This is a genomic window from Phyllobacterium sp. 0TCS1.6A (assembly GCF_026420825.1).
Classification (GTDB): Bacteria; Pseudomonadota; Alphaproteobacteria; order Rhizobiales; family Rhizobiaceae; genus Phyllobacterium.
The window spans coordinates 518607-532151 of the sequence record NZ_JAPMAB010000001.1 but is presented as its reverse complement, the minus strand read 5'-3'; the positions used below and the strand labels follow the sequence as shown (position 1 = coordinate 532151).

At 59.4% G+C, this 13545-nt stretch carries 14 protein-coding genes; 3 read left to right on the top strand and 11 right to left on the bottom strand.

From position 1 onward, the window contains the following. Positions 1-26: 26 nt before the first annotated feature. Genes OSJ75_RS02505 through OSJ75_RS02490 form a run of 4 tightly spaced genes read right to left on the bottom strand, consistent with a single transcriptional unit; the run spans position 27 to position 4805 of the window. Positions 27-842, bottom strand: coding sequence for an ABC transporter ATP-binding protein (locus OSJ75_RS02505; RefSeq protein ID WP_267226735.1), 816 nt, complete (start codon positions 840-842; stop codon positions 27-29). After that, positions 839-1672 (bottom strand): ABC transporter permease, encoded by an 834-nt coding sequence (locus tag OSJ75_RS02500; protein WP_267226732.1) that lies wholly within the window; start codon positions 1670-1672, stop codon positions 839-841. The genes OSJ75_RS02505 and OSJ75_RS02500 overlap by 4 nt, the downstream gene beginning before the upstream one ends. Positions 1673-1729: 57 nt before the next feature. After that, positions 1730-2695, bottom strand: a complete 966-nt coding sequence (locus tag OSJ75_RS02495; protein WP_267226730.1) for an ABC transporter substrate-binding protein — start codon at positions 2693-2695, stop codon at positions 1730-1732. Position 2696: 1 nt separating this feature from the next. Further along, positions 2697-4805: a N,N-dimethylformamidase beta subunit family domain-containing protein gene (locus OSJ75_RS02490; RefSeq protein WP_267226728.1), complete on the bottom strand. Its 2109-nt coding sequence runs from the start codon at positions 4803-4805 to the stop codon at positions 2697-2699. 138 nt (positions 4806-4943) lie between these two features. Here OSJ75_RS02490 and OSJ75_RS02485 point away from each other — a divergent pair, with 138 nt between their 5' ends. Then, a complete protein-coding gene (locus OSJ75_RS02485; protein WP_250013725.1) occupies positions 4944-5753 on the top strand; it encodes a helix-turn-helix transcriptional regulator in 810 nt (269 codons plus the stop codon). Between the two features lie 29 nt (positions 5754-5782). Here OSJ75_RS02485 and arsH read toward each other — a convergent pair whose 3' ends face one another. From arsH to OSJ75_RS02465, 4 genes are all read right to left on the bottom strand, one after another. Further along, positions 5783-6508, bottom strand: a complete 726-nt coding sequence (arsH, locus tag OSJ75_RS02480) for an arsenical resistance protein ArsH (protein ID WP_267226725.1) — start codon at positions 6506-6508, stop codon at positions 5783-5785. Beyond that, entirely contained in the window at positions 6486-6908 is a 423-nt protein-coding gene (gene arsC / locus OSJ75_RS02475) for an arsenate reductase (glutaredoxin) (protein WP_267226723.1), read from the bottom strand. Before arsC ends, arsH begins: the two co-directional genes overlap by 23 nt. Beyond that, positions 6908-7969 (bottom strand): ACR3 family arsenite efflux transporter, encoded by a 1062-nt coding sequence (arsB, locus tag OSJ75_RS02470; protein ID WP_267226721.1) that lies wholly within the window; start codon positions 7967-7969, stop codon positions 6908-6910. Before arsB ends, arsC begins: the two co-directional genes overlap by 1 nt. Before the next feature lie 61 nt (positions 7970-8030). After that, on the bottom strand, positions 8031-8387 hold the full coding sequence (locus OSJ75_RS02465; RefSeq protein WP_267227033.1) for an ArsR/SmtB family transcription factor: 357 nt from the start codon (positions 8385-8387) through the stop codon (positions 8031-8033). Positions 8388-8625: 238 nt separating this feature from the next. Here OSJ75_RS02465 and OSJ75_RS02460 point away from each other — a divergent pair, with 238 nt between their 5' ends. Together OSJ75_RS02460 and OSJ75_RS02455 are read left to right on the top strand one after the other, a co-directional pair. Further along, complete coding sequence (locus tag OSJ75_RS02460; RefSeq protein ID WP_267226719.1) at positions 8626-9291, top strand: outer membrane protein; 666 nt, start codon at positions 8626-8628, stop codon at positions 9289-9291. Positions 9292-9526: 235 nt separating this feature from the next. Next, positions 9527-10369, top strand: a complete 843-nt coding sequence (locus OSJ75_RS02455; protein WP_267226717.1) for a phytanoyl-CoA dioxygenase family protein — start codon at positions 9527-9529, stop codon at positions 10367-10369. Between the two features lie 86 nt (positions 10370-10455). Here OSJ75_RS02455 and OSJ75_RS02450 read toward each other — a convergent pair whose 3' ends face one another. The 3 genes from OSJ75_RS02450 to modB all read right to left on the bottom strand — a co-directional run bounded on the left by OSJ75_RS02450 (position 10456) and on the right by modB (position 13540). Beyond that, positions 10456-11496 (bottom strand): glutamine synthetase beta-grasp domain-containing protein, encoded by a 1041-nt coding sequence (locus OSJ75_RS02450; RefSeq protein ID WP_250013707.1) that lies wholly within the window; start codon positions 11494-11496, stop codon positions 10456-10458. Positions 11497-11762: 266 nt separating this feature from the next. Further along, positions 11763-12842 (bottom strand): molybdenum ABC transporter ATP-binding protein, encoded by a 1080-nt coding sequence (gene modC / locus OSJ75_RS02445; RefSeq protein ID WP_267226714.1) that lies wholly within the window; start codon positions 12840-12842, stop codon positions 11763-11765. Next, the gene (gene modB / locus OSJ75_RS02440; protein WP_250013704.1) at positions 12839-13540 is read right to left on the bottom strand and encodes a molybdate ABC transporter permease subunit; all 702 of its coding nucleotides are present in this window, start codon (positions 13538-13540) and stop codon (positions 12839-12841) included. Before modB ends, modC begins: the two co-directional genes overlap by 4 nt. Between the last annotated feature and the right edge of the window lie 5 nt (positions 13541-13545).

The following is a 13545-nucleotide window of genomic DNA, read 5'->3' as shown; positions in this document are numbered from 1 at the left end:
GCCGATTGGCAGGCGGCATGTTTCTGTCAGGAATGGTCCATGGCCATCAGTTTCAGGGTCTCTTCGCGAATGTCGGCGAGGATTTTCCGCTTGTAGGCGGCGAAGGTCGGATCGGTCAGCACTTCGAACGATCGTGGCCTTTCCAGCTCTATCGGCAGCACCTTCTTGATCCTCCCGGGCCGGCTGGCAAGAACGACCACCCTGTCGGCGAGGAAAATGGCCTCATCGACATCATGGGTGACAAAAAGCACCGTCACCTTGTGATCGTCCCATATCTGCAGCAGCAATTCCTGCATCATCCCCCGCGTCTGTGCATCCAGCGCGCCAAAGGGCTCGTCCATCAGCAGGATCGAGGGCTTGTAGACGAGCGCACGGGCGATGGCGACGCGCTGGCGCATGCCGCCCGACAGCTGTTTCGGAAATGCCTTCTCAAAGCCCGACAGTCCGACCGCGTGGACGAAATGCGCCACCAGTTCGCTCTTCTCGGCCTTGGAGAAGGTGCTTTTTTCCAGGGCGAAACGGATGTTTCCTTCCACGGTCATCCATTCGAACAGGCTGTAGGTCTGGAACACGAAGCCGCGATCCCTGCCCGGTCCGTTGACCGGCTTGCCGTCGATCAGGATTTCGCCGGAGGTTGGTTCGTCCAGTCCTCCAACCATGTTGAGCAAGGTGGACTTGCCGCAGCCGGACGTGCCGACAATCGACACGAATTCATTCCTGCCGATGTCGAGGTCGATCTTTTCTATCGCGACCAGATCGCGGCCCGAGACATTGAAGGTCTTGCCGACGCCGACGATCGATACTTTCGCAGCGACTGCCGCCTGAGTGGATAAATTGCTCATCGGGTCTGGCTGCTCCATTTGAAGAATGACCTGCCGCCGCGCTTGAACAGATAGTCGGTCAGAAGGCCGAGCAGCCCGATAAAAAGCGTCCCGAAGAGGATCGTATCGGTCGACAGGTAGCGCTGGGCATCCATGATGCGGCGTCCAAGGCCCGCATTCGCGGCGACGAGTTCAGCCACGACGAGATATGTCCAGGTCCAGCCGATCGTGATGCGGAACGTATCCCAGATGCCCGGGAGCGCCGCGGGCAGGATGATGCGGCGCAGAATTTCATTGTTGCTGAAGCCCAGCGTCTGCCCTGCGCGGATCAGATTGAGATCAATGTTCTTCACATTGTCCATGATCATCAGCGCCTGCTGGAAAAACGTTCCGAGAAAGAGAATGAGTATCTTCTGCCCGTCGCCGATGCCGGCCCACAGGATCGAAAGCGGAATGAGCGCGACAACGGGCATGTATCTCACCGTCGAAATCAACGGCTCCAGCAATCCCTCGATGAGCTTGTAATTGCCCATCAATATCCCGACCGGCACGGCAATGACAGTAGCCGCCAGCCAGCCGATCAGGATGCGGTAGATGCTGACCGAAGCATCGGCGAAGAGAATGCCTTCCATCAATTGGCGCCAGCCCTCGCCTATGACGCTCCATGGGCTCGGCAGGAACAAGGGGCGCACCAGCCCCATGGCCGTCACCGCCCACCACAGCAGGAACAGCACCACGGGTATCACGAAACCGGCGGCGGAAAAGATGCTGTCGGGTATGTCCTGCCGCAGCTTCAGCAGGCCCTTGCGCTTCCTTGCCGGCTTGCCGCTGCCTGTCGCCTGTTGTGTCATGGTGCTTTCCTCGCCTGAAGGACTGGCCGGCGCTCGCATCGAGCGCCGGACTTGCCGTTATTGTTTTGCCGCTACAGCGTTCAATGAATCGAGCGACAGGAGGTCGGCCGGGGCAGGAACAGTCTTGATATTGTCGGGATTGGTCGCGTGCAGGATTTCGCCGACGGTCTGGAGCGAACCCTGGAATTCCCCTTTCAGTGCCTCGACATTCTCTTTGACATTATAGAGCCGCACGCCCTTGAATGCAGGCTCGAACTCGGCCATCGGGCTGCCCACGGCCTTGGCGATGATGGCCTTGCCCTCTTCCGGGTTGGAGCGGATGAAGTTGATCGCGTCGTCCCAGGCCCGGATCAGACCCTGGACATCCTTGGGGTTGGCGTTGATCCACTCCGACGAAGCCGTCAGCATGTCGCCGATCAGGCCCGGCTTTTCGGCGGCCGTGTAGATGACCTTGTTGTCGCCGCCCTGGGCCAGGGCCGTCGAGATATAGGGCTCATAGGTGACCGAAGCATCGACGCGGCCGGCAATCAAGGCGAGCCCCGCTTCCGAAGCGCCCATCGGAACGTGCTCCACATCGGCGATCGTCATGCCGTTCTGCTTCAGTGCATAATTGATGAGCAGATCGCTGGTCGCACCGGCTTCGAAGGCGACCTTCTTGCCCTTCAGATCCTTGATGGAGGCGATGTCCTTGCCGGCTATGATGGCATCCGCCTCGAACGACAGGTCCATGATCAGGAAACCCTTCTGATCGACCTTCTGGTTGAAATTGGTGATCATGCCGTTGGTGGCGCTGGCGATGACGTTCAGATTGCCGCTGGCAAGCGCCGCGGTCATGTCCTGATCCCAGTTGAACGTGGTCAGCGCCACGTCGATCTCGTGCTTCTTGAAGAAGCCTTTCTCCTCCGCCACCCACAACGGCCCATATCCGAGCCAGGGCTGCAGCCCGAGCTTGATCGTTTCCGCCTGTACGGCGGTCAGCGTGGCAGTCATCACTGCCAGCGCCAATGCCAGTTTCCTGATCATGTTATTCTCCTCTGTCGATTGGATCCGATTGATCTATTATGTTTTCTTCGCCGGATTGTAATGCCATTTGACGCAGGACATTCAGCGTTATCCGCCCGACATCGTTCATTTCCCCAACATCGTTCATTTCGTTGCCGGATGGCAGCGCTCCGAGCCAGGCTACGGAACTTGCGGAGAAAATGATCCCGCCGGCCGGCAGGTACCTGACGGTCATCTCGCCGCAGCGCCGTCCGTCGCGTTGGCCATCGCCGCCTTCGTACCAGCGCGACGGATCATGGAAGAAGCTGTCCGGGAAGCCGTCGGCTCTGGCAACCACGATGGTATCGGGCGATGTTCCAAGACGCATGTCGGTGGCGTCGACTTCGTAGCCCGCCGCACCGCCGAGCACGATGCCGTCCTCGCCGAATGTCGCGGCGGTGACGCCGTCGAACAGCCATTGGTGCCTGGCATCATAGCTATCGGGCGTTCTGGTGAATGGCCGGGCTGCATCGAACCCCATCAGGGAGATCGCGCCGCCGACCAGCGAAAACTCGCCCTTGCCGCGGGATCGCAGATGTCCGCCGGGCTCATTGGTGATGGCGAGATTCTGCTCGGCTATCGGTCCATCCCAGGTCCGTCCGGCCTCGAGCGGCGAACGTCGCAGTTCCATCAGATCGTCCTTGAACGCGACGACGCCCGCAAAGCCATTGCCGCCCATATAGGCGATATTGCCGCCGCTGGCCGCGAATTCCCTGTAGGCGCTTTCCATCTCGATGGAGAGATATTCGGGGTGGCTTCCGGTCACGATTGCCGAATAGCCGCGAAGGCCTGCCGCGCCGCGAAGATGAAGCTCGTGATCGGTAATCAGGTCGAAAGCGATCCCGTTATTGTGGCAGAACCGCAGAAAATGAAGATCGACAGGGAGGTTGTGCGGGCAATCGCCGAGCGGATAGCGATAATCTGCCCGGAGCGTGGCCTTGGGCTTCTGATAGGAACAGATCGAAACCCCGCTCAGGTCGCCATGATAGTCGTAGAGCGACCTGAAATTATTATCCACGGCCAGCCGGTGGCCGCGATCGTCGCATTGCCATTCATAGAGATGTTCCGGCAGAATTTCGTCGGCATAGGCGAGATAGGTCGCGGTCGGAACGACGAACAGCAGCGGATTGCGCGCGACGTCGGAAGAAACGAAGAACACGATCTGTTCCTTTGCCCCGGCGCCCCGGATCTCGAAGGCGTAGACCCCGCAGTCGGCCGTTTCCGGCACGTCCACCCGATAGGATGCAGGCCATCCGAGCGAGGCCATGTCATCATCATGGCAATGCACGGCATCATAGTGATCCGGCACCAGGCGCGGGTCCAATGCCGATCCGTCCCAGCGCGCAGAGGTCACGCAGCACGTCGGCAGATTGACCAGTTCCAGCGCGAGAGCCGCTCCATTGCCCTTCGAGAGCAGCGGCCCATCGGGCAAAAGCGTCGGAAACTGCCAGGCATGGCTGGACGACACGGTTTCCAATGCGATCGACGAAAACCGCGCATTGAGGGTCGGCCGGTCGAAGTGCCTGTCTGTGCCGAACAGGAGATCGCCGACCACGGCGTCCCAACGCATCCCGGCGACCGTCTCCTTGAAGTGAAACGGTGCAAGCGGGTCCGCGCCACTCAACTCGATGCTCAGGAGACCGCGATCGTCGCGGAGGACAACGTTGAACCAGCGCCGCTGAGGAATGGCGGCATCGAGCGGATGTCGTTGGCCGCCCTGCTCCAGCTCGAACCGGTCGTCCACCAGTCGTAGCACCGTATTGCCAAGGTCGAGAACGGTACGCGGGTCGGGGTTGCTGGTCAGCAACAGCTCGAAGCCGACGGCCGTGACCCGTTCGATCTTCTCGAGCTCATCCCTTCTGACCGCAAGGTAGGAGCCTTGCTCGAAGTCGCGGTGGACGGGACCATCGTCCAGCGGCGTGATGCGCCACGGCATAGGCTGCGGCGAACCGTCGTCCAGCCGCCTGATTTCGATGGCATCCGGCTTCACCGCACAGGACAGATGCAAGGCCACGGGTCTGCCCGATCCCGTGCTCCAGGGCGTCGTGTAACCGATGAACGGCATGGCGTTATGATTGACGCGCTTCTTCATCTCAACTCTGCCTTAGCGGTTGTCCGCTATTATCCGGCGAATCCCAGACCATTGATCTGCGACCAGATACCCCTTAATTCTTAGCTATACAGTCACAAATTCCACATGCAGGGGTATATACCCCCAAAGGGGTATTCCATGGCGGCAAATGAGCTGGACAGCCTGGCGAGAGCCATAGATTCCGTCGGCAAAGCCGACTTTTACGAGAAACTGGAAGTCTACCTGCGCCAATGTATGGATTTCGACAATATTGTCGTGATCATTTTCGATGGCACCCAGACGCCATCCGTCAGGTTCCGGCGCATCTATGGACCCGACGTCTTCCAGTATATCGAAAGCGATTACCTCACCGGGGCCTACGTCCTCGACCCGATCTATCATTTCCATCTGGAACGCGGAAAATCCGGTATCTACCGGCTGTTGGATGTCGCTCCCGATCAGTTCAAGCGCAGTCGTTATTACGAATGGTATTATGGCCGCATAGGTATCACCGACGAGATTTCCATCGTCATGACCATCGGCAGGAACATGACGGCGACCATTTCCATGGGAAAGGACGGCTCGTCAGGAGACATGTTCTCCAGCAAGGCCGATGCCGTCCTGCGAAAGCACCAGCCGGTGATCATGGCGCTGCTGAAAGCTCACCTTACCCCTTCGGTGGAGGCCTCCGTACGCACGAAACCCGAGCTGTCGCTGACGGAAAGCCTGATCAATGCCATGCGTACGCGCTTTGCCGTCAATCTCAGCCACAGGCAGGCCGAGGTGGCTCTTCTCATCCTGCGCGGACATTCATCGCCGTCGATCGGCCTGAACCTGGACATCAGTCCGCAAACGGTGAAAGTCTTTCGCAAACAGCTCTATCGCAAGTGCAATCTGTCGTCCCAGGCCGAGCTTTTCGCATTGATGATGCCGATCTTCGAGCAGTTGACGCATGCCGACGCGGCCTAGCCAGGCCGCCCCGGATCGCATGTCTGAACTCAGATTGCCGCCTTCAGGTTCGTGCGCTGCTCCAGCGCTGCCGCATTCTCCTTCCGTTCGCTGTAGCGGTCGGTCAGATAGGAGGTTACGTCGCGGGTCAGCAGCGTGAACTTCACCAGTTCCTCCATCACATCGACGACGCGATCATAATAGGCGGAGGGCTTCATGCGCCCGTGCTCGTCGAATTCCTGATAGGCCTTGGCGACGGAGGACTGGTTGGGGATCGTGATCATGCGCATCCAACGCCCAAGCACGCGCATCTGGTTGACCGCATTGAATGATTGCGAGCCTCCCGAGACCTGCATGACGGCCAGCGTGCGCCCCTGCGTTGGCCTTATCGCTCCCATCGCCAGCGGTATCCAGTCAATCTGCGACTTCATAACCCCGGTCATTGCACCGTGCCGCTCGGGGCTGGTCCAGACCTGACCCTCCGACCATAGCGACAGGTCGCGCAGTTCCTGCACCTTTGGATGATCGACAGGCGCATCGTCGGGCAATGGCAGGCCCGCAGGATCGTAGGTACGCGTTTCCGCGCCGAAATGCTCCAGCAACCGGGCAGCTTCCTGCGTCAGCAGCCGGCTGTACGAGACTTTCCGAAGCGAACCGTAAAGCAGGAGGATACGCGGACGATGGTTCGACGGTCGAGCGACCAGCTTTTCGACGTCGGGAATATCCAGGGCGCCAGACAGAGTATTGGGCAGATCAGACAATGCGCTTTCCTTCATCGTCGATGACCATCTCGCCATCTTCCTTGGAGAAGGCCCCCTTCTGCGGGCCCGGCAGAATATCCAGCACCGTCTCGGATGGCCGCGCAAGTCTTGCGCCCTTTTCCGTAACGACGAAAGGGCGGTTAAGCAGGATCGGGTGGGCCTCGATGGCGTCCAGCAATTGCTCGTCGTCCAGTGAAGGGTCGCTGAGCCCAAGCTCCGCGAATGGCGTTCCCTTCTCCCGAAGCGCCTGGCGCACCGTCAACCCGGCCTTGCTGATCAGATCCTTCAATTCCTGCCTTGCCGGCGGCGTCTTCAGATATTCGATGATCGTCGGTTCGATTCCGGCATTGCGGATCAGGGCCAGCACGTTGCGTGACGTGCCGCAGGATGGATTGTGATAGATGGTGACTGTCATCAGACGGTCCTTTCCGCTTTTTGAAGATTTTGGACCGCTGCACCTCGCTCATACCAGTCCTTGCTTCTGTTGACGATCCAAACGACCGAAAGCATCACCGGCACTTCGATGAGCACGCCGACGACGGTCGCGAGCGCGGCCCCCGAATTGAAGCCGAACAGGCTGATGGCAGCTGCGACGGCGAGTTCGAAGAAGTTGCTGGCTCCGATCAAGGCCGACGGTCCGGCAACGCAATGTTCTTCGCCGCTGATCCGGTTGAGAATATAAGCCAGGCCGGAATTGAAATAGACCTGGATAAGGATAGGCACGGCCAGCAGCGCGATCACCAGTGGCTGGGCGATGATCTGTTCTCCCTGGAAGCCGAAAAGCATGACGAGGGTCGCAAGCAATGCCAGCAGCGACAATGGCTGGAGGATGGCCAGCAGCCTTTCAAGGCCAGCTTCGCCGCCACTTTCCAGCAATTGCCGGCGGATGAACTGGGCAATCACGACAGGGACGACGATATAGAGGACAACCGAGAGAATGAGCGTGTTCCAGGGAACGGTGATCGCCGAGAGACCAAGCAGCAGCCCGACGATAGGCGCAAAGGCGACGACCATGATCGCATCATTGAGCGCCACCTGCGACAGCGTGAAATGCGGCTCGCCCTTGGTAAGGTTGGACCAGACAAACACCATTGCGGTGCAAGGCGCGGCGGCAAGAATGATCAGCCCTGCAATATAGGAATCGATCTGGATAGCCGGCAGATAGGGCCGGAACAGCCAGCCGACGAACAGCCAGCCCAGCAAAGCCATGGAAAACGGCTTGATTGCCCAATTGACGAACAGCGTGACGCCGATGCCGCGCCAATGCGCTCCGACGCTGCGAAGCGAGGCGAAGTCGATCCGCAACAGCATCGGGATGATCATCAGCCAGATCAGGCCCGCCATCGGCAGATTGACCCGGGCATATTCGGCCGCCCCGATCGCCTGGAAGAGTCCGGGAAAGAAGTGCCCGAGGGCGATACCCGCCACGATGCAAAGCGCCACCCAGAGGGTTAGATAACGTTCAAAGACCGACATCGTACTTCCTTGGAGCGAAACAGACTTGGAGCGAAACAGACTTGGAGCGAAACAGAGCGCGTCATCCATCCACCTTCTCCCCTGGCGCGCAGCAGGGAACGATGTCAGCGATGAGAGGGGCGCAGATCTCCGGGTGTCCCCGGCAGCAATCCTTGAGAAGATAATTGATGGCGGCGCGAAGATTGCCGAAGCTCGCTTTGTATATGATGGACCGGCTTTGCCGCTCCGATACGATCAGGCCCGCCCGGGACAGGATCGCCAGATGCGACGACATGGTGTTTTGAGGAATGTCCAGTTGGCGGGCGATCTCGCCTGCAGCGATGCCTTCCGGCTCGTGCATCACGATGAGCTTGAATGCGTCCATGCGCGACGGTTGCGCGAGAGCAGCAAGAGCTTCGATAGTCGCATATTTTTCCATATATCCAGATATATCGATTAATGAAGAACTGTCAAGCGAGGCTGTGGGCGCAGCGCTGTTCGATCGGTGGTCGGCGGCTCCCCAGAGCGGCGGCAATGAAGGTTTTCAGCCGCCCGACGGGCAAGTTTTGTCGCAAAATGGCCCATTTAAGTGCCTTCTGTGATCGATAAGTGACACTTTTTGTCTGAAACGAGCGTAGTATGTCCGTTTCTCTAACGTTCGAAGTGGAGGACAGTCCATGATCAAGCAAAGATGGTTATTTCTGACCGCATGCCTTCTGGTATCGACTCCCGCCCTCGCCGCTGACGTGGTCCTGGAACCGCCAGCGCCGGCCGTCGAAGAGGTACCGCAATTCACCTGGACAGGACCCTATATCGGTGCCGCGGCCGGCTATGGCTGGGGCAAGTCGGATCTCGATTCCGACTTCGGCAGCATGTCCTTCGACCCGGATGGATTTCTGGGCGGTGTATATGCCGGGTATAATTACCAGTTCAGCAACAATGTCGTTCTCGGCATCGAGGCCGATATCGACTACAGCGACATGAATGGCGACGACGAGGTCGGTATCATTTCGGGAGACAGCGAACTTCAATGGCAAGGTTCGGTGCGGGCACGTCTCGGCTATGCCATGGACCGCGTGCTGCCTTATATCACCGGTGGCGTGGCCTTCGGCAATTATGAGCACAGCATCACCGATGGCGTGGACAGTTTCTCCGACGACGACACTTATGTCGGCTGGACAGTCGGTGCGGGCATCGAATATGCCATCACGGACAACTGGATCATGCGCGGTGAATATCGCTATACCGATTTCGGCGATCAGGACTTCGACTTCGCAGGCGCCGACTACAATGTGGATTTGAAGACGCATGCTCTGAAGCTGGGCATCAGCTACAAATTCTAGCAATTTTCATCTCAAGGCGGGCGAAATCTCCTTTGCCCGCCTGATTTTTTCGATAGCCGCGTCGAAGCGCAGCCTTCGAACCCATTCTCTGCTTCCGATTGCTCGTTATTGCCTGCCGACGTGGAACGTCTGCGGCCGCATCTCGTTCGAGCCTTTACGATTATCAAGGCTTGGCAAGGCCGGCTGTTTCGACTTATAAATATAAATAAGCCATGTTGATATCTGGGAGGAGATTATGGACAGTCAGCATCAGTCAGTCGGGGCAGAAGAGATCCAGCGCGATATCGAGACGCTTCGCACCGACGGCATCGTCGGGAAAAAATCCGCGTTTTCAAGGGAATGGGCTGAAAACATGAGGGAGGACATGATGACCGCCTTCTGGACATCGATCCAGAGACAGGGCGGCGCCGTCGGTCGTGGTCCTCGCCGCTGGTATGTGGAAATCCACCCGGAAGAATTTTCGGGATTTGTCGATCTTGTCACCCATCCCTGGGTCGTCGCCATGTGCGAGAATGCGCTGGGCAAAGACTATCAGATCGTCGAGATCGGGTTCGACGTGCCGTTCCAGGGCGCCAAGTTCCAGCCGTGGCACAGGGATTTTCCGTCACCGAGGGACACCTACGAAGATCGCCGGATCACATCGCTGGCCTTCAATCTCACCGGTGTCGATGTCACCGAGGATATGGGCCCCTTCGAAGTAGCGCCCGGAACGCAATATGACGATGGCCGCGAATGGAAGCACGAAATGTTTCCGCCAAAGGAAATCTGGCCGACCTTCCAGAGCCGCGCGGTGCGCAAGTTTCCCCAACTCGGCGATATATCCTGCCGCTCGGCACTCACCGTCCATCGCGGCACCGCCCACGCCTCCCCCATCTCCCGGCCAGTGATGGTGCTCGGCGTCGATGCGCCGGGAGCCGGACATGCCGAATTGCACGACATGATGGTAACGCAAGCCTATTTCGACAGCTTGCCCGATAGTGTGAAGCAGCATCTCGTGTGCCGCGTCGTGGATGAACTCGTCCCCGTGACCCAGAAGCACGATATCGAAGGTCTAGTGATGGGATCCGACCCGGCCTAGCCGTTTTTCTCGATCGCCCGCCATGGGCAGGCGTGAAAATGGCGGGAGCCGAGGCCCCCGCCATTTTCAGTTTCACACCGGGCCGATCAGGCGGCTGCCGATATCTCGGTCTCGGTCGGTACGGTAGCGATCGTCCGCAGGATCTGCGATGCGATCTGGTACGGATCACCCTGCGAGTTCGGACGGCGATCTTCGAGGTAGCCCCTGTAGCCGTTGTTGACGAAGCTGTGCGGGACGCGGATCGAAGCGCCACGGTCGGCAACACCATAGCTGAACGTGTCGATCGACTGCGTCTCGTGCTGGCCGGTCAGGCGCATGTGATTGTCCGGGCCGTAGACGGCGATATGGTCGGCGCGGGCCTCGTCGAAGGCTGCCATGAGCGCCTCGAAATAGTCCTTGCCGCCAACTTCGCGCATATAGGCGGTCGAGAAATTGGCGTGCATGCCCGAACCGTTCCAATCGGTGGCGCCGAGCGGCTTGCAATGATATTCGACATCGATGCCGTATTTCTCGGTGAGGCGCTGCAGCAGATAGCGCGCCATCCAGATCTCATCGGCGGCGCGGCGTGAGCCCTTGCCGAACACCTGGAATTCCCACTGTCCCTTGGCAACTTCGGCATTGATGCCTTCATGATTGATGCCGGCCGCAAGGCAGATATCGAGGTGTTCCTCGACGATCTGGCGCGCGACATCACCGACATTGCTGTAGCCGACGCCGGTGTAATACGGGCCCTGCGGCGCCGGGTAACCCGTCTCGGGGAAGCCGAGCGGACGGCCGTTCTTGTAGAAGAAATATTCCTGCTCGAAACCGAACCAGGCATTTTCGTCGTCAAGGATCGAAGCGCGGGTATTCGAAGGATGCGGCGTGACACCATCGGGCATCATCACTTCGCAGAGGACGAGCACGCCATTCTTGCGCTCGCTATCCGGATAGAGCGCCACCGGCTTCAGCACGCAATCGGAGCTACGTCCTTCCGCCTGCATGGTGGAGCTGCCGTCAAAGCCCCAAAGCGGCAATTGCTCAAGCGTCGGAAAGCTGCTGAACTCCTTGATCTGCGTCTTGCCACGCAGGTTCGGCACGGGCGTGTATCCGTCCAACCAAATGTACTCGAGCTTGTATTTTGTCATTTCAACCTTCCTGTAATGCTGCGTCGGACAGCGAATTCCGACGGGGACGATACGGTCGTCCACAACAGTGCAGGTTCCGTGCCAACTTGAGCATCGCCCCTAAATAATTTTCTGACGAGCCGGATTCTCCGGTCAAAAACCCTTACTCGGCTCACCGTTCACCCTGGCGAAAGTCAACGGCCGGTCCCATCCGGTGAACAGCGGTGCAAAGTACAGTGGCAAGTTGCACTGAATTTAGGCAGAGGCTGCTTTGGCAAGCGGCAGGATCAAAGTGGGGCGAAACTGACGGATTTGATGATGGCGAATACGTCCTTGCCGGGCGAAAGCGCCAGATTCTCGCAGGAAAGCTGTGTCAGCCGCGATATGATCAGCACGCCGCCACAATTGACCTGGACATCCACGACGCCGGGCACTGTGGGCCGCAAACCCTCCACGCGCCCCTCCAGAATGTTGAGCGCGCTGATTTCCTCCGGGTGGCGCGTCGCCAGCATGACATCCCTGGCGCTGATGTGGAAGCGCGCCATCCGCGTCTCCGCCGGGAATGTGCCGGCCACGAAAAGCCGCTGGGAGCCGAGCATGACCGTCGTGAGGCCATATCGATCGTCATGATCGGCGATCATGCCTTCGACGAAGGCGCCCGCATCCCGTCCCTCGTCCATCTCCACCACCGTCTCCGGATGGTTGAGCAGCATGTCGACATCGCCGCTCATGCCGACTTTTCCATCCCTGAGGACGATCACGCGATCTGCCAGCCGCGCGATTTCGGCCATGGCATGCGTGACATAGATGATCGGAATGCGCATCTCGTCACGAAGTGCTTGCAGATAGGGCAATATTTCCGCCTTTCGCGGGTCGTCGAGCGCGGAAAGCGGTTCGTCCAGCAGCAGGAGGCGTGGCGCGGCGAGCAGCGCCCGCCCGATCGCAACGCGCTGCTTTTCGCCTCCGGAGAGATTGGCAGGCCGCCGCTGCAGCAGGCCATCGATGCCGAGCAGGTCCACGATCTGGCTGAATTGTGTGCTCTTGCGCTGGCTGGCGGCGAACCACATCCCATATCGCAGATTCTTCTCGACCGTCAGATGCGGAAACAGCCTGCCATCCTGGAAGACATAGCCGAATCCTCGCCGATGCTTCGGCACGAAAACACCCTTTTCAGTGTCGAGAAGGACATCGCCATCGAACAGGATATGGCCTTTGGCGGGTCGGGAAAGCCCCGCCAGCAAGCGGATGATGGATGTCTTGCCCGATCCCGAACGGCCGAAGAGAGCGGTTACTCCCGGACCGGCGGTGAACTCGGCATCGAGTTCGAAGACGCCCAGCCTCTGCTTTGCCTGGAAGGAAAGGGTCATGCGGCGCGCATCCGTCGGTTGATGCTGTGCGCGGCGAATTCGGATGCGAGCAGAGCGACCATCGAAACGACTACGGCGATGATCGTCAGGCGAAACGCGCCGGCATCGCCGCCCGGAACCTGGGTCAGCGTATAGATCGCCGCGGAAAGCGTCTGCGTTTCGCCCGGAATGTTGGACACGAAGGTAATGGTCGCGCCGAACTCGCCAACCGCCTTGGCGAAGCCGAGTATGGCTCCGGCGATGACCCCCGGCAGCATCAGGGGTAAGGTGACGGTGACGAACACCCAGGCAGGATTGGCGCCGAGCGTGGCGGCCGCGTCTTCCAGCCCTCGGTCGATGGCCTCGATTGACAGGCGGATGCTCCTGACCATCAGCGGGAACCCCATGACGCCACAGGCCAGGGCCGCGCCCGTCCAGCGGAACGAGAATATGAGACCGAAATGATCCGCAAGGAATGCGCCGATCGGGCCGCGCCGACCGAACAGAACCAGAAGCACGAAGCCGGTGACCACGGGCGGAAGAACCAGCGGCAGATGCACGATGCCGTTCAAAAGCGATTTGCCGGGAAACCTGCCCCGCGCCAGCGCCATGGCGGTGATGATGGCCAGCGGCAGGCTGCACAGGGTCGCGACCGAGGCTATGCGCAGGCTCAGCAGCAACGCTACCCATTCGCTGTCCGTCAGTGCAAACCAGCTCACATCGG